The organism is Streptomyces sp. CG4, assembly GCF_041080655.1.
Taxonomy (GTDB): Bacteria; Actinomycetota; Actinomycetes; order Streptomycetales; family Streptomycetaceae; genus Streptomyces.
Window position 1 is genome coordinate 7,704,512 of sequence record NZ_CP163525.1, and the last position, 22,445, is coordinate 7,726,956.

Below are 22,445 nucleotides of genomic sequence, written 5' to 3' on the forward strand. Positions count from 1 at the left end.
TGGGCAGGACGGGTGACCGTCACGGGTCCACATGTCGCTGAGCGGGTTGGGGTGACGTCTGCGGCTCGGCACGACGGTGAGCACGGCGGGTGAACGGCGGGCCAAGCCGCCGCCGAGTCCGGTGGTCCAGGTCCAGGTCCCGCGATGTCCGGGTTCCCGAGTCCGGTGGGCGAGGTCGGGCGATGTCCAGGGCGCTGAGTCCGGTGCCTCGGACACGGCCGTCCACCCCTGTGTGTCCGGGTGCCGCCAACAGGAGCGTCCGCAGCCTGCCGGCTCCTTGCGCGGAGGCTGAACGAGCGCCTCGCATTTTGCCGAACCGGCAACATCACTCGTGCCCGCCGGGCCACCCACCGCACCATCGTCGATGTAAGCCCCGACCGCACCGGCTCTTCGCCCCTCCACCGCATCGACAGCCGGCCGACCGGGCACGAGCACCCGTTGACCGCCGGCACCCTGCCCCCGTACACGCCTCTGGACCGACAAGACAGCCACCCCGCACACGCCTCCTGGCCCGAGAATCAGCCCGCCCCGTACTAGCCCCCTTGTGCCGACAGCCAGCCGTCTCGGCACCCGCCCTTGGCTCGACAGCCCCCCGACCTCGCACCCGGCCCCTGCGCCAACAGTCACCCGATCAAGCCCGAGTTCACTCTGGCCGGTGGCCCGCTGCTTCCGGCGCGCGTGCGGGCCGAGAGTCAGCTACTTGCGAACAGACCGCCGGGATCAACAGTCGCCTTGCCCCGCACCCGGCCCCGTGGGGCGACAGCCGCCCACCACGCCCGAGTTCACCCTGGCCGGTGGCCCGCTGCCTCCCGCACGCCTGTGGGCCGAGAGTCAGCTGCCCCCACCCCTTGGCCCGACATAGATCCGACCACCCCACACGCGCTCCCGGCCCCGCAGCCCGATCCCCCTCCATGCGTACCCCCAAATCGCCCGCCCAGCCCCCACCAGCCAATCCACACCCACCAGATCAGCTCCCCCGCACCAGCCCGTAACCCCCACACCCGGCACCCCAGGAGGCTCCCATGGCCAAGAACCCCACCCCCACCCCCACCCCCGCCCTCGTCCCCGCGACCCACCACCTCGTCCCCTCCCCAGCCGGCCGTACGCACCTCGTGGAGCAGGGCCGCGGCCCCCTCGTGCTGCTGGTGCACGGGTTCCCCGAGTCCTGGTACTCCTGGCGGCACCAGTTGCCCGCTCTGGCCGCCGCCGGCTACCGAGTGGTGGCCATGGACGTCCGGGGCTACGGCCGTTCCTCCAAGCCGGTGGCTGTGGACGCGTACCGGATGCTCGACCTGGTCGCGGACAACGTCGCCGTGGTCGAGGCGCTGGGGGAGCGGTCCGCGGTGGTCGTCGGGCATGACTGGGGTGCCACGATCGCCGCCACCTCCGCCCTGACCAAGCCCGATGTGTTCCGTGCCGTGGGCCTGCTGGGCGTGCCGTACAGCCCGCCCGGTGGCCCGCGGCCCAGCGACGTCTTCGCGCGGATGGGCGGGGACGAGGAGTTCTACGTCTCCTACTTCCAGCAGCCGGGCCGGGCCGAGGCGGAGATCGAGCCCGATGTGCGCGGCTGGCTCGCGGGCTTCTACGCGGCCTTGTCCGCCGGGACCATGCCCCCGCCCGGCGCCACCGCCCCGCACTTCGTCGGCCGCGGCGGCACCCTGCGGGAACGCTTCCCCGCCGACTCGCTCCCGGCTTGGCTCGGTGAGGGCGAACTCGACTTCCTGGCCGGGGAGTTCGAGCGAAGCGGTATGACCGGAGCGCTCAACCGTTACCGGAACATGGACCGGGACTGGGCGGACCTGGCCGACTACGAGGGCGCCCCGATCCGGCAGCCCTCGCTGTTCATCGGCGGCGCCCTGGACGCCTCGCTCGCCTGGCTGGCCGACGCGGTCACGGCGTACCCCCAGACCCTGCCCGGCCTCCTCGGCTCGCACATCCTCGACGGCTGCGGGCACTTCGTCCAGCAGGAGCGCCCGGAGGAGACGAACCGGCTCCTGATCGACTGGCTCGCCTCCCTGCCCGCCTGACCTCCTCGCCCACTCTCATGTCCCACCCCGGCCCTCCCCCTCCCCCTCCCCTCTTGCGGGCTGGGCGGGCGGAGGGCTGCTGGCTTGCTCGAAACGATTCACGACACGCACGGTTCACGACACCTTCGTGAGGGCGCTTATGACGGCGCTGATGACGGCGGAGGCGACGCTGCGGGGAGGCCCGGTCATGGGAACCAGCAGGAATCTTGAGTGGCGTACGGTCCTGAAGGCGGCCGGGGCTTCGGCGGCCGCGCTCGGGCTCGCCGCGACGACCGGGTGCGGCGGCGAAAGCGGTTCCGGGGACGGGACGGTGACGATCCGTAACTCATGGTGGGGTGCCGAGGAGCGGGCCAGGAAGATCGACCAGACCGTCGCGCTCTTCGAGAAGAAGTACCCGAAGATCAAGGTGAAGACCGACTTCCAGACGTATCAATCGTTCTGGGGGAAGTTCCAGACCCAGGCCGCCGGCGGAAATCCCCGGACGTTTTCCAAAATGCCGTCACGTTTCTTCGCAAGTACGACAAGCGCGGAATTCTTCTCGACCTCAAGCCGCAGGGTCAGGCAGGTAATCTGGCCCTGAATCACTTCCGGGACTGACGAAGGTCGCGGACGCGGTGAAGCAGTTCTTCACCGAGTCCGAGGCCGCCTTCCATGCCTGACGGGGCATTGCCGTGACGCTCGTCAAGGCCTCCCTGCCCGCCGGCCGCAGGACGCGTTCGGCCCCCCGCCACCGCGGGGCGGCCCGGCCGCCGGCGCGAGAACCTCGCCGGCTATCCGTTCATGTCCCCGTGGATCGCGGGCTTCCTGCTGCTGACCGCGGGCCCGATGGTCGCCTCGCTGTACTTCGCGTTCACCGACTACAACCTCTTCAACAGCCCGAAGTGGGTCGGGCTCGGCCACTTCACCAGGATGTTCGACGACCCCCGCTGGCAGAAGCCGGTGGAGGTGACCGCGAAGTACGTGATCATCGGCACCCCGCTGAAGCTGCTGCTCGCCCTCGGGGTTGCCCTGCTGCTCGCGCAGAGCCGGCGCGGCCAGGCCTTCTACCGGGCCGCCTTCTCCACCCCTCGCTGATCGGCGCGAGCGTCTCCGTCGGCTTCGTGTGGCGCTCCCTCTTCTCCGACGGCGCGATCGTGGACCGTACCCAGTACTTCTTCACCGGCATGTCGGCGGCTGGGTCGGCAACGCCGACTGGGTGCTGTACTGCCTGGTCGCGCTGACGGTGCGGCAGTTCGGCGCGCCCGTGGTCATCTTCCTGGCCGGGCTGAAGCAGGTGCCGAAGGAGCGTACGAGGCGGCCGAGATGGACGGCGCCGGACCCTTCCGGCGGTTCTGGAACATCACCCTGCCGATGATCTCGCCGGTGCTTTCCTTCAACGTGCTCCTGGAGACCATCCACTCCTTCCAGGCGCTGCTCGGCGACAGGATGCCCGGCTGGCAGGGCTGGGGGAGCGCCGTCGCACGGGCGGCGGCGCTCGCCTCCCGAGTGTGTCCCGCGCCACGCCGGGGCGCATGAGTACACGTACTCAGATCGCCCGCGCCCGGCCGGGCAGACTCCCTCCATGGACTGGAACCGCTACCGCTTCCTCAGCCTGTGGTCCCTGCCCGCCCCGCCCGCGGCCGTGTACGCCGTGCTGGAGCGGCCCGAGGACTATCCCCGCTGGTGGCCACAGGTGCGCTCGGTGACCAGGCTGGACTCCGGCACCGGCGTCCTCACCGTCCGGTCCGTGCTGCCGTACACCATGACCTTCACCGCACGCGAGACGCGCCATGACCCGGACGCCGGGATCCTGGAAATCGCCATGTCCGGTGACATCGAGGGCTGGGCCCGCTGGACGGTCACCGCGGCGGGCTCCGGCACCCTCGCCCGCTACGACCAGGTGGTGAGCGTGAACAAGCCCCTGCTCAGGCGGCTCGCGGTACCGGCACGGCCCGTCCTCCGTCTCAACCACCGGCTGATGATGGCCGCCGGACGGCGGGGACTGGTGAGGTACCTCGCAGCGGTTTGAAGGATCGGCGCCTCGACCTGTATTGTTCAGTGCGTTCCCGGGCGATTAGCTCAGTGGGAGAGCGCTTCGTTCACACCGAAGAGGTCACTGGTTCGAACCCAGTATCGCCCACCCGCAGAAGGCCGGTCCGCAGCAGCGGACCGGCCTTTCGCATGGTCACGCCGCCGCCGGCAGCTCCGGCCGCAGCGGCCAGTCCGTGCTGACGATCTCCTCCGAGCCGCTGCGCGCGAACCAGGCCTGCAGCCCGCGGGCCTGCGCCGCGTGCCAGTTGGCCTGGAGCGTGTGCAGCTCGGCGGGGGTCAGGCGCTCCAGCCGGGTCGCGAAACGGCGGCCCAGCGCCCGTACGACATCCAGGGCAGCCATCGCGTCCGCCGCCGCGTCGTGCGCGTCCTGCAGCGCCACGCCGTAGTGCTCGCACAGGTCCGTCAGCGTACGGCGGCCCTTGCGGTACCGGTCCAGGTGCTTGTCCAGGACCCTGGGGTCCAGCACCCTGAGTGTCGCCGACTCGAACCAGCGGTCCAGTGACGACGCCCGGTGCCGGCGCAACTCCCGGTCCAGCAGCGTCAGATCGAACGGCGCGTTCATCACCACCAGCGGGCGGCCCATCGCCGCGTGCTCCGCCAGCTGCTCGGCTATCTCGTACATCACCGGCGCCGGCCAGCGGCCGTTGCGCTGCAGGTGCTCCTCCGTCAATCCGTGCACCGCCGTCGCCGCCTCCGGCACCGGCACGCCCGGGTTCACCAGCCAGCGGCAGACCCGAGGCCGGGTGCCCGGCGCGTCCTGGACGACGACGGCGGCCGACACGATGCGGTCGGTCTCGACGTCCACGCCCGTCGTCTCCGTGTCGAAAGCGGCCAGCGGCCCCTCGTACCAGGTCGTCATCTGAACCCAACTCCTCGTTCACCCACAGCAGATGACGTTCCGTCTTCTGCCCGTTTGGTGATACCCGGGCCGTTTGCGCCGTACGCCGGGAGGAGACAACAGGAGTACGGGTCTTTGCAGTTCAGCAGCCCGCAGCGGGGACACTCATTGCTTGGAAGGCTGTTGGTCATGGCCATAGCGCAGCCCGAGCGGGGCGGGCTGCTGCCCGATCGTCCGGGCACCGTCCGCGGCACGCTCGCCACCACGGCGTGCATGGAGACACTGCAGGTCGGCTATCTGCACGCGGTCGCCGCCGCGGCGGGATGCTCGCTGTCCCAGCCCTTCCCGGACAACGGCATCGACTGGCACGTCAGCCACAGCGCGCCCGGACACACCGTCGACGACGAGGTCACCATCAAGGTGCAGCTCAAGGCCACGTACCAGGTCGCGCCCAACCCTCCGGGGCGTTCCTTCTCCTTCACCCTCGACAACGACCATCTGCGCAAGCTCGCCCGCACCCCGGTCTCGGTGCACAAGATCCTGGTCGTGATGCTCGTCCCGCGCTCGCAGGACGACTGGCTGCGCGCCAGTCACGACCGGCTCGATCTGAGGCACTGCTGCTACTGGGTCAACCTCGCCGGCCACTCCATCACCGGCCGGCACCGGACCACCGTGCGGATCCCGACCTCGCGCATCTTCGACGACCGGGCGCTCTGCGAGATCATGACGCGGGTCGGGACGGGAGGCAGGCCATGAGGAGCCGTCCGTACGAGGAGCTGCCACGCCAGGTCCGGCCGCATCCCGACGATCTCGCCTGGCACCGGCCCCCCGACCCCGCCCAGGTCGACCCCGCCGTGCTCGGCGCCCTGCTGCACCGGCACGGCTGGCAGCGGCGCGGGGGAGCCCCGGGACGCTACGGCCGTTGGACCCCGCCGGGGCCGGGCGGCGGCGGGACCAGCCTGCTGGTGCCGGAGAGCCGGGCCTTCCCCGACAGCGACGACCTGCTCGGCGAGGCCCTCGACGCCCTCGCCCGCAGCGCGGCACCCGCCGCCCGCGAGGTGCTCATCTCCCTCGCCGTGCCCAGCGACGAGATCCGCTGGTGGCGCGACACCCCGAGCGGACCTGTCGGCGCCGCGCCCTGGACGGCCGACGAGCAACTGCGCGGCGCCGCCCGGCAGATGCTCCTCGCCGCCGCGCTCGCCACCCGCGCGCGAGCCGGCTACTACGGCGCCCGCCACCGCCGCGCCGCCTCCGCTCTCCTGGACGACGTCCTCGTCGGCCCCGCCGCCGACGGTCACCACCTCACCGCCTTCGCGCCCGTGCCGACCGGGCGCCCGCTGGCCGTCCGCCTCCACCAGGCCCTGTACGCCGCCCGCGAGGCCATCGACTACCGGCGGGCCACCGGCGGTATGGACGCCTTCGACGGCGCGGTCGAGGCGGGCGTCAGCCGTGAGCTGACCGAGGCGCTGGCCGCGCTCGTGAGGGGCACCGAGGGCGCCCGGATCGCCGTCGCCTGGGCACCCGGCGAAGGCGTCCCCGAGGGCTGCGCCCCCTCCGTCGAACCCGTCGAGTTCTCACCCGGCGACCTGCCCGTCCTGCGCGAGGCCGCCGCCCGCTATCTGCGCGAGGAACCCTCCGTGCCGGTCCGTATCACCGGCGCCGTCGTCCGGATGCGCCGTTCCGGGCCTGGCGGCGAGGGCACCGTACGGCTGCGCGTCCTCGCCGGCGCCGAGGTGCCGCACGTCCGGGTCACCCTGGAAGAGGAGGACTACCGCATCGCCGGCCATGCCCACCTCGTCGGACTCCCGGTGCGCGTGCACGGCCGGCTGGAGCGCAGGGGCGGCTTCCGCCGGCTCACCGGCGCCTCCGGGGTCGTCCCCGTGCAGGTCGACGAGGCCGAGCGGGACCGGCTGATGAAAGCCCTCCAGGGGAACCTGGACTTCTTCGAGGAGGCGTGCGGGGAGTCGTACCGGGACGAGGACTGAGGCACACGGGGACGAGCATCGTGGGGACGGGACCGGGGGCGTACCGGTCCGGGGACTGTCGGTGACCGTTTCGCGGTCGGTGCCGTCGGGTCGGTACGATCGCCTGTGCGCGCGCTCCTGGTACGGCGCCGCACCCCACCTGCAGTCAGGAGAGACCGGTGTCAGACGTCCGTGTGATCATCCAGCGCGATTCCGAGCGGGAAGAACGCGTGGTGACGACGGGCACTACGGCCGCCGACCTCTTCGCCGGCGAGCGCTCGATCATCGCCGCGCGCGTGGGCGGCGAGCTCAAGGACCTCACCTACGCGCTCCAGGACGGCGAGACCGTCGAGGGCGTCGAGATCTCCTCCGAGGACGGCCTGAACATCCTGCGGCACTCCACCGCGCACGTCATGGCGCAGGCCGTGCAGGAGATCTTCCCCGAGGCCAAGCTGGGCATCGGCCCGCCCGTCAAGGACGGCTTCTACTACGACTTCGACGTCGAGAAGCCGTTCACGCCCGAGGATCTCAAGGCCATCGAGAAGAAGATGCAGGAGATCCAGAAGCGCGGGCAGAAGTTCTCCCGCCGTGTCGTCACCGACGAAGCGGCGCGTGACGAGCTTGCGTCCGAGCCGTACAAGCTGGAGCTGATCGGCCTCAAGGGCTCCGCGTCCAGCGACGACGGCGCGGACGTCGAGGTCGGTGCCGGCGAGCTGACGATCTACGACAACCTGGACGCCAAGACCGGCGAGCTGTGCTGGAAGGACCTCTGCCGCGGTCCGCACCTGCCCTCGACCCGCCTGATCCCGGCGTTCAAGCTGATGCGCAACGCGGCCGCCTACTGGCGCGGCAGCGAGAAGAACCCCATGCTCCAGCGCATCTACGGCACCGCCTGGCCGTCCAAGGACGAGCTGAAGGCGTACCTGGACTTCCTCGCCGAGGCCGAGAAGCGCGACCACCGCAAGCTCGGCAGTGAGCTGGACCTCTTCTCCATCCCGGAGCAGATCGGCTCCGGCCTCGCCGTCTTCCACCCCAGGGGCGGCATCGTCCGCCGGGTCATGGAGGACTACTCGCGCCGCCGGCACGAGGAAGAGGGCTACGAGTTCGTCTACACCCCGCACGCGACGAAGGGGAAGCTCTTCGAGACGTCCGGGCACCTGGACTGGTACGCCGAGGGCATGTACCCGCCCATGCAGCTCGACGAGGGCGTGGACTACTACCTCAAGCCCATGAACTGCCCGATGCACAACCTGATCTTCGACGCGCGCGGCCGGTCCTACCGTGAACTGCCGCTGCGCCTCTTCGAGTTCGGGACCGTGTACCGGTACGAGAAGTCGGGCGTCGTGCACGGCCTGACCCGGGCCCGCGGCTTCACGCAGGACGACGCGCACATCTACTGCACCCGTGAGCAGATGTCCGAGGAGCTGGACAAGACGCTCACCTTCGTCCTCGGTCTGCTGCGCGACTACGGCCTGACCGACTTCTACCTGGAGCTGTCCACCAAGGACCCGGAGAAGTTCGTCGGCTCCGACGAGGTCTGGGAGGAGGCGACCGAGACGCTGCGCCAGGTCGCCGAGAAGCAGGGCCTGCCCCTCGTCCCCGACCCGGGCGGCGCCGCCTTCTACGGCCCGAAGATCTCCGTCCAGGCCAAGGACGCGATCGGCCGGACCTGGCAGATGTCGACCATCCAGCTCGACTTCAACCTGCCGGAGCGCTTCAACCTGGAGTACACCGGCTCCGACGGCTCCAAGCAGCGCCCGGTCATGATCCACCGCGCGCTGTTCGGCTCCATCGAGCGGTTCTTCGCGGTGCTCCTGGAGCACTACGCGGGCGCCTTCCCGGCCTGGCTGGCTCCGGTCCAGGCGCTCGGCATCCCGATCGGCGACGCCCACGTCGAGTACCTGGAGAAGTTCGCGGCGGCGGCCCGCAAGAAGGGCCTGCGCGTCGAGGTGGACTCCTCCTCGGACCGCATGCAGAAGAAGATCCGCAACGCCCAGAAGCAGAAGGTGCCCTTCATGGTCATCGCGGGCGACGAGGACATGTCGAACGGCTCGGTGTCCTTCCGCTACCGCGACGGCTCGCAGGAGAACGGCATCCCGTTCGACGAGGCCATCGCGAAGATCGCGCGGGTCGTCGAGGAGCGGGCCCAGGTCTGAAGGGCCTGATCCGCAGAACCCCGGGGGGATGACGCCCCCCGGGGTTCTGTGCTGGGGCTCATGGGGCGCGCGGGACTGCGCGACCGGCTTCCGGCCGCCCCGGCGACACGCCGGGAACCGGCGAAGCCATATGCTGCCTAGCATGACGACTGAGCCGGAGCAGCAGATCGGAGTGGGGACGCAGGACGCGTTCCAGCGCCTGTGGACGCCCCACCGGATGGCTTACATCCAGGGCGAGAACAAGCCGACCGGCCCCGGGGCCGAAGACGGCTGTCCCTTCTGCTCGATCCCGGCCAAGTCCGACGAGGACGGCTTGATCGTCCGGCGCGGTGACCATGTGTACGCGGTCCTCAACCTCTACCCGTACAACGGCGGCCATCTGATGACCGTGCCCTACCGGCATGTCGCCGACTACACCGAGCTGACGGGGCCGGAGACCGCCGAGCTGGCCGAGCTGACCAAGCAGGCGATGACGGCCCTGCGCACCGCGTCCGGCGCGCACGGCTTCAACATCGGCATGAACCAGGGCACGGTCGCGGGCGCCGGCATCGCCGCCCACCTGCACCAGCACATCGTCCCGCGCTGGGGCGGCGACACGAACTTCATGCCGGTCGTCGGCCACACCAGGGTGCTGCCGCAGCTGCTGGCCGACACCCGGAAGATGCTGGCGGAGGCGTGGCCGGCATAGGACCCGGGGTGCCCTCCGCGGAGGGCACCGCTCACGCGTCGTACAGATCCGCCTTCCTCGGCGTCGGGTCCTGGACCAGCCCGCTGAGCATGCCCGAACGCGTCCCGAACTTCTCCGTGTCCACGCCGTTCTCCGCCAGCACCCTGATCGCCGCCGAGTGGACCACCCGCAGCACCGGCGTGGCCGCGCGCAGCGCGTCGTCGGCCATGAAGCGGTGCCGCCACGGCTGGTCCGCCCAGGCGTGCCGCAGACCGAACGGCTCGGGCAGGGCGAGCGAGCCGCCGAGCCAGTTGAGCAGCGGCGGATACCAGGTCAGCGGGGCGCGCGTGGCAAGGCGCACCACCTCGTCGGCGTCGACGAGCGGCAGCTTGACCGTGCGCGTCTCCCAGGGCTTGAGGGACTTGGAGACCTCCTTGGTCGGCGCCTCCGGCTTGGAGGTGAACAGGGAGTTCACCGGTCCCAGCGCATGCCCCGTCACCTCGATGCGCAGCGTCTCGTGCAACACCGTCACCGTGATCAGCATGGTGAGGATCAGCTGCCCGTCCCACAGCGTCCACTGCACGCCCAGGTAGTGCCGGTCGCCGCTGCCGAACTGCTGCTTGTTGCAGATGTCCTGTATCGCGTGCGGCTTGACCTGGAAGGCCTCGACATCGGTGCCCTCGGGCCGGGACACCGCGGCGGCCCCCTCGCCGATCGGCGTGACGATCCAGTGCTTGACGGACGGCTTCGGGAACCCGCCCGTGTTCAGCGGGCCGCGCTCCAGCCGGGCCAGCTGGTCATGGATCACGCGTATGACGTCCCAGCTGCGGAAGGGGTGGATCTCCCGGGTCGGGTCGGCGGGCACCAGATCCTCGGCGAGCTGCCAGGCGCCCCAGCGGGTGCCCATGCCGAGTATGCCCTTGGGACCGGCGTAGAAGACCGAGTTGGACTGCTGCTCGGCGGTGAGCCGGGCCAGCGACTGGCGCAGCTCCTCGGCCGCGGTCTCGTTCGGACCGCGCGGTACCGCCTCGGGGACCTTGGCGCCGACGCTGGTGCCCGAGAGCAGGCCGTCCCAGCGTCCCCGCAGATCCCTGGCCGTGCGCTCGCAGATCTGCTTGGCCCAGAACCAGCCGAGCACGGGCAGCGCGACGGCCGCCCGGGCGTACCACGCCCAGAAGCCGTTGAACGGCATCTTGATCAGGAACAGCGCGGCGAGCACACCGACGGCGAGGAGTAGGGCGGTGGCGAGCGTCCCTGCCCGCCTGTCCTCGCGCCGGGCGATGAACGTGCGCAACTGGAAGACGAGCAGCCAGGCGATCAGCCCCGGCAGGAAGAGCCCCCCGCACAGGAGCGTCACGGCCGTCAGGCGGTTGTCGCGCTCCCGGCGGATGTTGTTGGCCGCGAGGCAGTGCTCGACGACGAACTGGGGCTCCGAGCCGAAGGACTGGATGAGCGGCTTGCGGCCGGGAGCGAGCATCCGGGCGACCACGGCCCGCGAGAACGCCTCACCCAGATTGGGCCGCAGCAGCGCGATCCGGCCGGCCTTGACCGTCGACTGATGCCATTCGTTGTCGGCCTTCTTGATCTCCTCGATCGAGCTGTCCCGGTACGCCGCCGAGGCCAGTGCGGAGGTCGCCGCCTGACCCTCGTCGCCCGAGACGGGCACCTGGGGCCCGTCCCACTCCGTTCCCAACGACATTCCCGCCCCCTCGGCCGCCGGCGTCGTCTCTGCGGCCTTCCCGACTTCCACGTTCCGCACACCTGTTGAACAGGCCGTCACGCCGATTACCCGTCGGCACCGGACGACTGCGGCACGACGCGATCAGGTGTTCAGCGTATCCGCCGCCACCGACAACCCGCGGGCGGACGGCCGAAGCCGCCCGCCCGCACACCCGGCCGAGGGCCGGTGAACTACCCGTTCTCGCCCGCCTGTTCGCGGATCCGCTCGGCGATCTGCGGCGGCATCGGCTCGTGCCGGGCGTAGGCGCGGTCGAAGCGTGCCGTGCCGTGCGACAGCGAGCGCAGGTCGACGGCGTACCGGCCGATCTCGAACTCGGGCACCTCGGCCCGGATCAGGGTCCGTCCCGACCCCACCTGCTCGGTGCCGAGCACCCGGCCGCGCCTTCCGGACAGGTCGCTCATCACCGCGCCCACGTAGTCGTCGCCGACCAGCACGGACACCTCGGCCACTGGCTCCAGCAGATGGATCCTGGCCTCCGCGGCGGCCTCGCGCAGCGCGAGCGCGCCCGCCGTCTGGAAGGCGGCGTCGGAGGAGTCCACCGAGTGCGCCTTGCCGTCCAGCAGCGTGATCCGCACGTCCACCAGCGGATAGCCGGCGGCGACCCCCTTGGCGGCCTGGGCGCGTACGCCCTTCTCCACGGACGGGATGAACTGCCGCGGTACGGCGCCGCCGACCACCTTGTCCACGAACTCGATGCCCGAGCCGCCCGGCAGCGGCTCCACCTCGATCTCGCAGATGGCGTACTGGCCGTGCCCGCCGGACTGCTTCACATGCCGCCCGCGCCCGGTGGCCTTGTCCGCGAACGTCTCCCGCAGGGAGACCTTGTGCGGGACGACGTCGACCTGGACGCCGTAGCGGCTGCGCAGCCGTTCCAGGGCGACGTCCGCGTGGGCCTCGCCCAGGCACCACAGGACCACCTGGTGGGTGTCCTGGTTCTGCTCCAGACGCATCGTCGGATCCTCGGCCACCAGCCGGGAAAGGCCCTGCGAGAGCTTGTCCTCGTCGGCCTTGCTGTGCGCATGGATGGCGAGCGGCAGGAGCGGGTCGGGCATCCGCCAGGGCTCCATCAGCAGCGGGTCGTCCTTCGCGGAGAGCGTGTCCCCGGTCTCGGCGCGGCCCAGCTTGGCCACGCACACCAGATCGCCCGCGACGGCGTGCGTCACCGGGCGCTGCTGCTTGCCGAAGGGCATGGACAGGGCGCCGACCTTCTCGTCGACGTCGTGGTCCTCGTGCCCGCGGTCGGCCAGCCCGTGCCCGGAGACGTGCACCGTCTGGTCGGGGCGCACGGTGCCGGAGAAGACACGGACCAGGGAGACCCGGCCGACGTAGGGGTCGGAGGAGGTCTTGACGACCTCGGCGACCAGCGGGCCGCCGGTGTCGCACGGCTTCAGCTCGCGCGGCTTGCCGTCGATGGTGGTGACGTCCGGCAGCGGGTGCTCGAACGGGGTCGGGAACCCGCCGGTGACCAGCTCCAGCAGCTCGACCGTGCCGAGCCCCTGTTTGGCGCCGTCGGCCGCGGGGGCGGCGGCCAGGACGGGGAAGAAGGAGCCGCGGGCGACCGCCCGCTCCAGGTCCTCGATCAGCGTCCCGACGTCGATCTGCTCGCCGCCGAGATAGCGGTCCATGAGGGTCTCGTCCTCGCTCTCGGCGATGATCCCCTCGATCAGCCGGTTGCGGGCGTCCTCCATGTCCGGCAGCTGGTCCGCGCCGGGCTCGGACTCCTTGCGCTCCCCGGTCGAGTAGTCGAACAGCTTCTGCGACAGCAGCCCGACCAGACCGGTCACGGGCGCGTGCCCGTCGGGGCCCTCGGGGCCGCGCAGCGGCAGGTACAGCGGAAGCACGGCGTCGGGGTCGTCCCCGCCGAAGGCCTCCGCGCAGGTCCGGGTCATCTCCTCGAAGTCCGCGCGCGCGGCCTCCAGATGCGTGATCACGATCGCGCGCGGCATGCCGACGGCCGCGCACTCCTCCCAGACCATCCGGGTCGAGCCGTCCACGCCGTCCGAGGCCGAGACCACGAAGAGGGCCGCGTCCGCGGCGCGCAGACCGGCCCTCAGCTCCCCGACGAAGTCGGCGTACCCGGGGGTGTCGAGGAGGTTGATCTTGATGCCGTCCCATGCGACCGGCACCAGGGACAGCTGTACGGAGCGCTGCTGCCGGTGCTCGATCTCGTCGTAGTCCGAGACGGTGGCGCCGTCCTCCACGCGGCCCGCCCGGTTCACCGCCCCCGCACTCAGCGCGAGGGCCTCCACCAGAGTCGTCTTGCCCGAACCGGAGTGGCCGACCAGCACCACGTTCCGTACGGACGCGGGCTGGTCGGCCTCAAGAGCCCTGCCGGCGGCCCCGAGGTGGTGTGCTTGTGCCTTGTCGCCCATGATCCTGCCTCCCGTGCACGGTGAGGTCACTGTGGGCGCGGACATGCGGGAACCGCGCGCTGGCGGCTCCGGCGACGCCCGCGGTTATTCGAGCTTTCCACTCCCGTCACGCTGCGTCCATACGAACGACAGCCACCGTCGCCGAGCGCGCCACCGTGCGCCCCCGCACGGTGGCGCACAGCGGCTCATGCCACGGGCTGTGGGTGCCCGCCCGTCACGCACACGCGCGCGTGGCTACGATGGGCCAGCCGGAGCCACCAGGGGCCGCGGCGACACGACCTTCGGGAAGGCCATGCTGAACAAGTACGCGCGTGCATTCTTCACGCGTGTCCTCACACCGTTCGCCGCGTTTCTCATCCGGCGAGGGGTGAGCCCCGACACGGTCACGCTCATCGGCACGGCCGGTGTGGTCGCGGGCGCGCTGGTCTTCTTCCCCCGGGGCGAGTTCTTCTGGGGCACGGTCGTGATCACCCTGTTCGTCTTCTCCGACCTGGTCGACGGCAACATGGCCCGTCAGCTGGGCCGCTCCAGCCGCTGGGGCGCCTTCCTGGACTCCACCCTGGACCGGGTCGCCGACGGCGCGATCTTCGGCGGCTTCGCGCTCTGGTACGCGGGCAACGGGAACAACAACGTCCTGTGCGCCGTGTCCATCTTCTGCCTGGCCAGCGGTCAGGTGGTGTCGTACACCAAGGCGCGCGGCGAGTCGATCGGGCTGCCGGTCGCCGTCAACGGCCTCGTCGAACGCGCCGAGCGGCTGGTGATCTCGCTGGTCGCGGCCGGTCTCGCCGGCCTGCACACGTTCGGTGTGCCGGGCATCCAGTGGCTGCTGCCGGTCGCGCTGTGGATCGTCGCGGCGGGCAGCCTCGTGACGCTGATCCAGCGCGTCGTCACCGTCCGCCGCGAGTCCGCCGAGGCGGAGGCGGCCCAGCAGAACGCCGAGGCGGCGAAGTGAGCGCCGCCGAACGGCTCAGCGACGCGCTGTACGGCGTCGGCTGGAGCACCGTCAAGAAGCTCCCCGAACCCGTCGCGGTCCGCCTCGGCCGCACCATCGCCGACGCCGCCTGGAAGCAGCGCGGCAAGGGCGTACAGCGCCTGGAGTCCAACTACGCGCGCGTGGTGCCCGACGCGACGCCCGAGCGCCTCGCCGAGCTCTCCCGCGCGGGCATGCGCTCGTACCTGCGCTACTGGATGGAGTCCTTCCGGCTCCCGGCCTGGAGCCGGGAGCGAGTGAAGACCGGATTCGACCCGAAGGACATCCACTACCTCACCGACGGCCTCGCCTCCGGCCAGGGCGTGATCCTCGCCCTGCCGCACATGGCCAACTACGACCTGGCCGGCGCCTGGGTCACCACCAAGCTGGAGACGCCCTTCACGACCGTCGCCGAGCGCCTGAAGCCCGAGACGCTCTACGACCGTTTCGTCGCCTACCGGGAGGGCCTCGGCATGGAGGTCCTGCCGCACAGCGGCGGCACCGCCTTCGGCACCCTGGCCCGGCGGCTGCGCGACGGCGGCCTGGTCTGCCTGGTCGCCGACCGGGACCTGTCCGCCTCCGGCGTCGAGGTCGACTTCTTCGGCGAGAAGACCCGGATCCCCGCCGGTCCGGCCCTGCTCGCCCAGCAGACCGGCGCGCTGCTGCTGCCGGTCACGCTCTGGTACGACGACTCGCCCGTCATGCAGGGCCAGGTGCACCCCCCGATCGAGGTACCGGAGTCAGGTACCCGGGCCGAGAAGACGTCTGTCATGGCACAGGCGCTGGCCGACGCCTTCGCCACCGGGATCGCCGACCATCCGGAGGACTGGCACATGCTCCAGCGGCTGTGGCTCGCCGACCTCGACCCCGCGAAGGGACCCTCGTGAGAATCGGGATCGTCTGCCCGTACTCCTGGGACGTGCCCGGCGGTGTCCAGTTCCACATCCGCGACCTCGCCGAGTACTTCCTCCGGCTCGGCCACGAGGTCTCCGTGCTCGCCCCGGCCGACGACGACACCCCGCTGCCGCCGTACGTCGTCTCGGCCGGCCGCGCGGTCCCGGTGCCGTACAACGGCTCGGTGGCCCGGCTGAACTTCGGCTTCCTGTCGGCCGCGCGGGTGCGCCGCTGGCTGCACGACGGCGCCTTCGACGTGGTCCACATCCACGAGCCGACCTCGCCCTCGCTGGGCCTGCTGACCTGCTGGGCGGCCTCCGGCCCGATCGTGGCCACCTTCCACACCTCCAACCCGCGCTCGCGCGCGATGATCGCCGCGTACTCCATCCTCCAGGCCGCCCTGGAGAAGATCAGCGCGCGGATCGCGGTCAGCGAGTACGCCCGCCGGACCCTGGTCGAGCACCTCGGCGGGGACGCGGTGGTCATTCCCAACGGCGTCGACGTGGACTTCTTCGCCAAGGCCGAGCCGAAGCCGGAGTGGCAGGGGGACACCCTCGGTTTCATCGGCCGGATCGACGAGCCCCGCAAGGGCCTGCCGGTCCTGATGAAGGCCCTGCCGAAGATCCTGGCCGCCCGCCCGCAGACCCGGCTGCTGGTCGCCGGCCGCGGCGACGAGGAGGCCGCCGTCGAGGACCTGCCGAAGGAACTGCGCCCGCGCGTGGAGTTCCTGGGCATGATCAGCGACGAGGACAAGGCGCGCTTCCTGCGCAGCGTCGACCTGTACGTCGCGCCCAACACCGGCGGCGAGAGCTTCGGCATCGTCCTCGTCGAGGCCATGTCGGCGGGCGCCCCCGTGCTCGCCTCCGACCTGGACGCCTTCGTCCAGGTCCTCGACCAGGGGGAGGCGGGCGAGGTCTTCGCCAACGAGGACGCCGACGCGCTCGCCGAGGCGGCCGTACGGCTGCTGGAGGACCCGGTGCGCCGCGCCGAGCTGCGCGAACGCGGCAGCGCGCATGTGCGGCGGTTCGACTGGTCGACGGTCGGCGCGGACATCCTGTCCGTCTACGAGACGGTCACGGCCGGCGCGGCGGCGGTCGCGACGGACGAGCGCACGACGGGCCTGCGGGCACGCTTCGGCTTGGCGCGGGACTGACAGCCCGGGACTGACTGACGGCCCGGGACTGACGGCCCGGGCCTTGCGGGACGGGCTTCGGGCTCGGCTCAGGGAGCGGGAGCGGCGGGCTCTGAGGTCGGCTTCAGGGGCTCGGCCCCAGGGACTGACGGGCCTTGCGGGGCCGGCGGGCTTCGAGCCGGGTCCGTCGGGCCGCAGGGTTTCGAGCCCGGCCACGGGAACGACGGGCTGCGAGTACTGCCCGAGTGTGCCGATAGCCTTCGGCCGTGACCGCAACACTCATCTGGATCCTCGTCGCACTCGTCGCCATCGGCGTGTACCTGAGCTGGACGGCCGGGCGGCTGGACCGGCTGCACGTGCGCATGGATGCCGCGCGGGCCGCGCTCGACGCGCAGCTGCTGCGCCGGGCCTCCGTCGCACAGGAACTCGCGACCTCGGGCGTACTGGACCCGGCCGCCTCGATCGTGCTGTACGAGGCCGCGCACGCGGCCCGGCAGGCCGAGGAGGAACAGCGGGAGGTCGCCGAGAGCGAGCTGAGCCAGGCGCTGCGTGCGGTGTTCGAGGACTCGGCCCAGGTGGAGGCCGTACGGGAGGCCCCGGGCGGCGAGGCGGCGGCCCGTGAGCTCGCCGAGGCCGTCCGCCGGGTCCCGATGGCCCGCCGCTTCCACAACGACGCCGTGGGCGCCGCCCGCAGGCTGCGCGAACACCGCAAGGTCCGCTGGTTCCGGCTCGCCGGCCACGCCCCGTTCCCGCTGGCCTTCGAGATGGACGACGAGCCCCCCGCAGCCCTGGTGGAACGGGCCGCCTGAACCCCAGGTGGACGAAAAGGATCCACCGGCTTGCCATTGGCCCTTGCTGTGGCCTGGTCCACTCGCGTTTCCTCGTCGATGCAGAAATCCTCTTTCCCGTCAGTGAGGTCACCCGTGTCCACCACCGAGAACCAGGCTCCCGAGACCGGCACCGCCCGCGTGAAGCGCGGTATGGCCGAGCAGCTCAAGGGCGGCGTGATCATGGACGTCGTCACGCCGGAGCAGGCGAAGATCGCCGAGGACGCGGGCGCCGTCGCCGTCATGGCCCTGGAGCGGGTCCCCGCCGACATCCGCAAGGACGGCGGCGTGGCCCGCATGTCCGACCCGGACATGATCGAGGGCATCATCGAGGCCGTCTCCATCCCGGTCATGGCCAAGTCCCGTATCGGCCACTTCGTCGAGGCCCAGGTGCTGCAGTCCCTCGGCGTCGACTACATCGACGAGTCCGAGGTCCTCACCCCGGCCGACGAGGTCAACCACTCCGACAAGTGGGCCTTCACCACCCCGTTCGTGTGCGGTGCCACCAACCTGGGTGAGGCCCTGCGCCGCATCGCCGAGGGCGCCGCGATGATCCGCTCCAAGGGCGAGGCCGGCACCGGCAACGTCGTCGAGGCCGTCCGCCACCTGCGCCAGATCAAGAACGAGATCGCCAAGCTGCGCGGCTTCGACAACCACGAGCTGTACGCCGCCGCCAAGGAGCTGCGCGCCCCGTACGAGCTGGTCAAGGAGGTCGCCGAGCTGGGCAAGCTCCCGGTCGTGCTGTTCTCCGCCGGTGGCGTGGCCACCCCGGCCGACGCGGCCCTGATGCGCCAGCTCGGCGCCGAGGGCGTGTTCGTCGGCTCCGGCATCTTCAAGTCCGGCGACCCGGCCAAGCGCGCCGCCGCCATCGTGAAGGCCACCACCTTCTACGACGACCCGAAGATCATCGCGGACGCGTCCCGCAACCTCGGCGAGGCCATGGTCGGCATCAACTGCGACACCCTCCCCGAGACCGAGCGCTACGCCAACCGCGGCTGGTAAGGCACCGACACACATGAACACCCCCGTCATAGGCGTCCTGGCCCTCCAGGGCGACGTACGGGAGCACCTCATCGCCCTGGCCGCGGCGGACGCCGTGGCCAGGCCGGTGCGGCGCCCCGAAGAACTCGCCGAGGTCGACGGCCTCGTCCTGCCCGGCGGCGAGTCCACCACCATCTCCAAGCTGGCCATCCTGTTCGGCGTGATGGAGCCCCTTCGCGCGCGCGTGCACGGCGGTATGCCCGTCTACGGCACCTGCGCCGGCATGATCATGCTCGCCGACAAGATCCTCGACCCGCGCTCGGGCCAGGAGACGATCGGCGGCATCGACATGATCGTGCGCCGCAACGCCTTCGGGCGGCAGAACGAGTCGTTCGAAGCGGCGGTCGACGTCAAGGGAGTCGCGGGCGATCCTGTAGAGGGCGTCTTCATCCGCGCCCCGTGGGTGGAGTCCGTGGGCGCCGGGGCCGAGGTGCTCGCCGAGCACGAGGGCCACATCGTCGCGGTCCGTCAGGGCAACGCGCTCGCCACGTCGTTCCACCCGGAACTGACCGGCGACCACCGCGTGCACTCCCTGTTCGTGGACATGGTGCGCGCCAAACGGGCGTCTGAGTCCTTGTAGGATCTCTGGCGTTCCGTTACAGAGATTGGTTACGCGAAGGAGACAGGCAGATGTCCGGCCACTCTAAATGGGCCACGACGAAGCACAAGAAGGCCGTGATCGATGCCAAGCGCGGCAAGCTCTTCGCGAAGCTGATCAAGAACATCGAGGTCGCGGCGCGCATGGGCGGCGTCGACCTCGACGGCAACCCGACGCTTTACGACGCCGTTCAGAAGGCCAAGAAGCAGTCGGTGCCGAACAAGAACATCGACTCCGCGATCAAGCGCGGTGGCGGTCTCGAGGCCGGCGGCGCCGACTACGAGACGATCATGTACGAGGGCTACGGCCCCAACGGTGTCGCGGTGCTCATCGAGTGCCTCACCGACAACCGCAACCGCGCCGCCTCCGACGTGCGCGTCGCCATGACCCGCAACGGCGGCAACATGGCCGACCCCGGCTCGGTGTCGTACATGTTCAGCCGCAAGGGCGTCGTCATCGTCCCCAAGGGCGAGCTGTCCGAGGACGACGTCCTCGGCGCCGTGCTGGACGCGGGCGCCGAGGAGGTCAACGACCTCGGCGAGACCTTCGAGGTCATCAGTGAGGCCACTGACTTGGTCGCGGTCCGTACCGCCCTCCAGGAGGCCGGCATCGACTACGACTCCGCCGAGTCCAGCTTCGTGCCGTCCGTCCAGGTCGAGCTGGACGAGGACGGCGCCCGGAAGATCTTCAAGCTCATCGACGCGCTGGAGGACAGCGACGACGTGCAGAACGTCTTCGCCAACTTCGACGTGAGCGACGAGATCATGGAGAAGGTCGACGCGTAACGCCGCCGCGAGCTGCGCAGGTCTCACGGGCCGACGGGACATCCCGTCGGCCCGTCGCCGTCCGGGCGGCGGTGCACGCCGTTGTCAGTGGCAACCGATAGCCTGCACAAACAGCTGATCGAGTCGGCGAGGAGAGGGGGGCGTGGTGCGCGTACTGGGGGTGGACCCGGGGCTGACCCGGTGCGGTGTCGGCGTCGTCGAGGGGGTCGCGGGCCGTCCGCTCACCATGCTCGGCGTCGGTGTCGTCCGCACCCCCGCGGACGCCGACCTCAGCCACCGCCTCCTCGCCGTCGAGCAGGGCATAGAGCAGTGGCTGGACGAGCACCGGCCCGAGTTCGTCGCCGTCGAGCGCGTCTTCAGCCAGCACAACGTACGCACGGTGATGGGCACCGCCCAGGCCAGCGCCGTGGCCATGCTGTGTGCCGCCCGGCGCGGCATCCCCGTCGCCCTGCACACCCCGAGCGAGGTCAAGGCGGCCGTCACCGGCAGCGGTCGCGCCGAAAAGGCGCAGGTCGGCGCCATGGTCACCCGGCTGCTGCGGCTCTCCGCGCCGCCCAGGCCGGCCGATGCCGCCGACGCCCTCGCGCTCGCCATCTGCCACATCTGGCGCGCCCCCGCGCAGAACCGGCTCCAGCAGGCGGTCGCCCGCCACACAGTCCACGCAACGAAAGGCCGTACGGCATGATCGCCTTCGTCAGCGGCACGGTCGCCGCGCTCGCCCCCGACGCCGCGGTCGTCGAGGTCGGCGGCGTCGGCATGGCCGTCCAGTGCACGCCGAACACGCTGTCCACGCTCCGTATCGGCCAGCCCGCCAAGCTGCACACCTCGCTCGTCGTCCGCGAGGACTCACTGACCCTGTACGGCTTCGGCGACGACGACGAGCGCCAGGTCTTCGAGCTGCTCCAGACCGCGAGCGGCGTCGGCCCGCGCCTGGCCCAGGCCATGCTCGCCGTGCACAGCCCGGACGCGCTGCGCCGCGCCGTCACCACCGGCGACGAGAAGGCGCTCACCGCCGTCCCCGGCATCGGCAAGAAGGGTGCGCAGAAGCTGCTCCTGGAGCTGAAGGACCGGCTCGGCGAACCCGTCGGGACGGCGCCCGCGATCGGCACGCCGGTCACCCAGGGCTGGCGCGACCAGCTGCACGCGGCCCTGATCGGCCTCGGCTACGCCACCCGCGAGGCCGATGAGGCCGTCACCGCCGTGGCCCCGCAGGCCGAGGCCGCCGCCGGCACGCCCCAGGTGGGTCAGCTGCTGAAGGCCGCCCTGCAGACCCTGAACCGCGCCCGCTGACCCCACGACGCTGACCCCACGACGATCGAGGCACACCACATGAACTGGGACGACACCACCGACACCCCCGCCGCCGAGCGGCTCGTCGGTGCGTCCGCCGACGGGGAGGACCAGGCCGTCGAGGCCGCCCTGCGCCCCAAGGACCTCGGCGAGTTCATCGGCCAGGAGAAGGTCCGCGAACAGCTCGACCTCGTCCTGCGGGCCGCACGCGCGCGGGGCGCCACCGCCGACCATGTGCTGCTCTCCGGCGCGCCCGGCCTCGGCAAGACCACGTTGTCGATGATCATCGCGGCCGAGATGGGCGCGCCCATCCGCATCACCTCCGGCCCGGCCATCCAGCACGCGGGCGACCTCGCCGCGATCCTCTCCTCCCTGCAGGAGGGCGAGGTCCTCTTCCTCGACGAGATCCACCGCATGTCCCGGCCCGCCGAGGAGATGCTGTACATGGCGATGGAGGACTTCCGCGTCGACGTCATCGTCGGCAAGGGCCCCGGCGCCACCGCCATCCCGCTCGAACTGCCGCCGTTCACCCTGGTCGGCGCGACCACGCGCGCGGGCCTGCTGCCGCCCCCGTTGCGCGACCGCTTCGGCTTCACCGCGCACATGGAGTTCTACGAGCCGCACGAGCTGGAGCGCGTCGTACACCGCTCGGCTCACCTGCTCGACGTCGAGATCGAGTCGGACGGCGCCGCCGAGATCGCCGGCCGCTCCCGTGGCACGCCCCGCATCGCCAACCGGCTGTTGCGCCGCGTCCGCGACTATGCGCAGGTCAAGGCGGACGGCCTGATCACCCGCGAGATCGCCGCGGCCGCCCTCGCCGTCTACGAGGTCGACGCGCGCGGGCTCGACCGCCTCGACCGCGCCGTCCTGGAGGCCCTGCTGAAACTGTTCGGCGGCGGCCCGGTCGGCCTCTCGACGCTCGCCGTCGCGGTGGGGGAGGAGCGGGAGACCGTCGAGGAGGTCGCCGAACCGTTCCTCGTCCGTGAGGGCCTGCTCGCCCGTACCCCGCGCGGCCGGGTCGCCACGCCCGCCGCCTGGGCGCACCTCGGTCTGACCCCGCCCCGCCCGGCGACCGGGGGAATCGGACAACAGGATCTGTTCGGGACCTGACG

19 protein-coding genes, 1 tRNA gene and 2 pseudogenes are annotated in these 22,445 nt (G+C 71.3%); 19 read left to right on the forward strand and 3 right to left on the reverse strand.

The annotated features are described in order from the left end of the window. Window positions 1-1,022: 1,022 nt before the first annotated feature. The 5 genes and pseudogenes from AB5L52_RS35260 to AB5L52_RS35280 all read left to right on the forward strand — a co-directional run bounded on the left by AB5L52_RS35260 (window position 1,023) and on the right by AB5L52_RS35280 (window position 4,146). A complete protein-coding gene (locus tag AB5L52_RS35260; protein WP_369367638.1) occupies window positions 1,023-2,027 on the forward strand; it encodes an alpha/beta hydrolase in 1,005 nt (334 codons plus the stop codon). 187 nt (window positions 2,028-2,214) lie between these two features. Next, window positions 2,215-2,618 (forward strand): annotated as a pseudogene (locus AB5L52_RS35265) (extracellular solute-binding protein); the annotation flags it as partial. A 156-nt stretch (window positions 2,619-2,774) separates the two neighbouring features. Next, window positions 2,775-3,434: pseudogene (locus AB5L52_RS35270) on the forward strand (carbohydrate ABC transporter permease); the annotation flags it as partial. Between the two features lie 154 nt (window positions 3,435-3,588). Further along, window positions 3,589-4,035, forward strand: coding sequence for an SRPBCC family protein (locus AB5L52_RS35275; protein ID WP_369367639.1), 447 nt, complete (start codon window positions 3,589-3,591; stop codon window positions 4,033-4,035). 39 nt (window positions 4,036-4,074) lie between these two features. Then, window positions 4,075-4,146: transfer RNA gene (locus AB5L52_RS35280), tRNA-Val, on the forward strand. Between the two features lie 45 nt (window positions 4,147-4,191). Here AB5L52_RS35280 and AB5L52_RS35285 read toward each other — a convergent pair. Continuing rightward, window positions 4,192-4,917 carry a 3'-5' exonuclease gene (locus AB5L52_RS35285; RefSeq protein WP_369367640.1) on the reverse strand — a complete coding sequence of 242 codons (726 nt, stop codon included), beginning with the start codon at window positions 4,915-4,917 and terminating at the stop codon, window positions 4,192-4,194. Window positions 4,918-5,085: 168 nt separating this feature from the next. Here AB5L52_RS35285 and AB5L52_RS35290 point away from each other — a divergent pair, with 168 nt between their 5' ends. The 4 genes from AB5L52_RS35290 to AB5L52_RS35305 all read left to right on the forward strand — a co-directional run bounded on the left by AB5L52_RS35290 (window position 5,086) and on the right by AB5L52_RS35305 (window position 9,704). After that, window positions 5,086-5,652: a DUF4365 domain-containing protein gene (locus AB5L52_RS35290; protein ID WP_351021717.1), complete on the forward strand. Its 567-nt coding sequence runs from the start codon at window positions 5,086-5,088 to the stop codon at window positions 5,650-5,652. Further along, window positions 5,649-6,881, forward strand: a complete 1,233-nt coding sequence (locus AB5L52_RS35295) for a hypothetical protein (RefSeq protein ID WP_351021715.1) — start codon at window positions 5,649-5,651, stop codon at window positions 6,879-6,881. Before AB5L52_RS35290 ends, AB5L52_RS35295 begins: the two co-directional genes overlap by 4 nt. 158 nt (window positions 6,882-7,039) lie before the next feature. Beyond that, complete coding sequence (thrS, locus tag AB5L52_RS35300) at window positions 7,040-9,016, forward strand: threonine--tRNA ligase (RefSeq protein ID WP_369367642.1); 1,977 nt, start codon at window positions 7,040-7,042, stop codon at window positions 9,014-9,016. 130 nt (window positions 9,017-9,146) lie between these two features. Beyond that, window positions 9,147-9,704, forward strand: coding sequence for an HIT domain-containing protein (locus tag AB5L52_RS35305; RefSeq protein WP_351021711.1), 558 nt, complete (start codon window positions 9,147-9,149; stop codon window positions 9,702-9,704). Window positions 9,705-9,735: 31 nt separating this feature from the next. Here AB5L52_RS35305 and AB5L52_RS35310 read toward each other — a convergent pair whose 3' ends face one another. Continuing rightward, window positions 9,736-11,382, reverse strand: coding sequence for a hypothetical protein (locus AB5L52_RS35310; protein ID WP_369367643.1), 1,647 nt, complete (start codon window positions 11,380-11,382; stop codon window positions 9,736-9,738). Between the two features lie 212 nt (window positions 11,383-11,594). Beyond that, the gene (locus tag AB5L52_RS35315; protein ID WP_351021708.1) at window positions 11,595-13,796 is read right to left on the reverse strand and encodes an elongation factor G-like protein EF-G2; all 2,202 of its coding nucleotides are present in this window, start codon (window positions 13,794-13,796) and stop codon (window positions 11,595-11,597) included. A 292-nt stretch (window positions 13,797-14,088) separates the two neighbouring features. Between AB5L52_RS35315 and pgsA the strand changes: the two genes are divergently transcribed. The 10 genes from pgsA (at window position 14,089) to ruvB (ending at window position 22,443) form a co-directional block, all read left to right on the forward strand. Further along, entirely contained in the window at window positions 14,089-14,748 is a 660-nt protein-coding gene (pgsA, locus tag AB5L52_RS35320; protein ID WP_351021706.1) for a phosphatidylinositol phosphate synthase, read from the forward strand. Beyond that, entirely contained in the window at window positions 14,745-15,653 is a 909-nt protein-coding gene (locus tag AB5L52_RS35325) for a phosphatidylinositol mannoside acyltransferase (protein ID WP_351021704.1), read from the forward strand. Before pgsA ends, AB5L52_RS35325 begins: the two co-directional genes overlap by 4 nt. Next, window positions 15,650-16,813, forward strand: coding sequence for a glycosyltransferase family 4 protein (locus AB5L52_RS35330; RefSeq protein WP_351021702.1), 1,164 nt, complete (start codon window positions 15,650-15,652; stop codon window positions 16,811-16,813). Before AB5L52_RS35325 ends, AB5L52_RS35330 begins: the two co-directional genes overlap by 4 nt. A gap of 245 nt (window positions 16,814-17,058) precedes the next feature. Beyond that, the gene (locus AB5L52_RS35335) at window positions 17,059-17,601 is read left to right on the forward strand and encodes a hypothetical protein (protein ID WP_351021700.1); all 543 of its coding nucleotides are present in this window, start codon (window positions 17,059-17,061) and stop codon (window positions 17,599-17,601) included. A gap of 114 nt (window positions 17,602-17,715) precedes the next feature. Then, the gene (pdxS, locus tag AB5L52_RS35340) at window positions 17,716-18,621 is read left to right on the forward strand and encodes a pyridoxal 5'-phosphate synthase lyase subunit PdxS (RefSeq protein WP_351021698.1); all 906 of its coding nucleotides are present in this window, start codon (window positions 17,716-17,718) and stop codon (window positions 18,619-18,621) included. A 13-nt stretch (window positions 18,622-18,634) separates the two neighbouring features. Beyond that, a complete protein-coding gene (pdxT, locus tag AB5L52_RS35345) occupies window positions 18,635-19,240 on the forward strand; it encodes a pyridoxal 5'-phosphate synthase glutaminase subunit PdxT (protein WP_369367644.1) in 606 nt (201 codons plus the stop codon). A 50-nt stretch (window positions 19,241-19,290) separates the two neighbouring features. After that, a complete protein-coding gene (locus tag AB5L52_RS35350) occupies window positions 19,291-20,043 on the forward strand; it encodes a YebC/PmpR family DNA-binding transcriptional regulator (RefSeq protein ID WP_351021694.1) in 753 nt (250 codons plus the stop codon). Between the two features lie 145 nt (window positions 20,044-20,188). Then, complete coding sequence (ruvC, locus tag AB5L52_RS35355) at window positions 20,189-20,728, forward strand: crossover junction endodeoxyribonuclease RuvC (RefSeq protein ID WP_351567221.1); 540 nt, start codon at window positions 20,189-20,191, stop codon at window positions 20,726-20,728. Further along, window positions 20,725-21,333, forward strand: coding sequence for a Holliday junction branch migration protein RuvA (gene ruvA, locus AB5L52_RS35360; RefSeq protein ID WP_369367645.1), 609 nt, complete (start codon window positions 20,725-20,727; stop codon window positions 21,331-21,333). Before ruvC ends, ruvA begins: the two co-directional genes overlap by 4 nt. A 39-nt stretch (window positions 21,334-21,372) precedes the next feature. Next, a complete protein-coding gene (gene ruvB, locus AB5L52_RS35365) occupies window positions 21,373-22,443 on the forward strand; it encodes a Holliday junction branch migration DNA helicase RuvB (protein ID WP_369367646.1) in 1,071 nt (356 codons plus the stop codon). The last annotated feature ends 2 nt before the right edge of the window (window positions 22,444-22,445 follow it).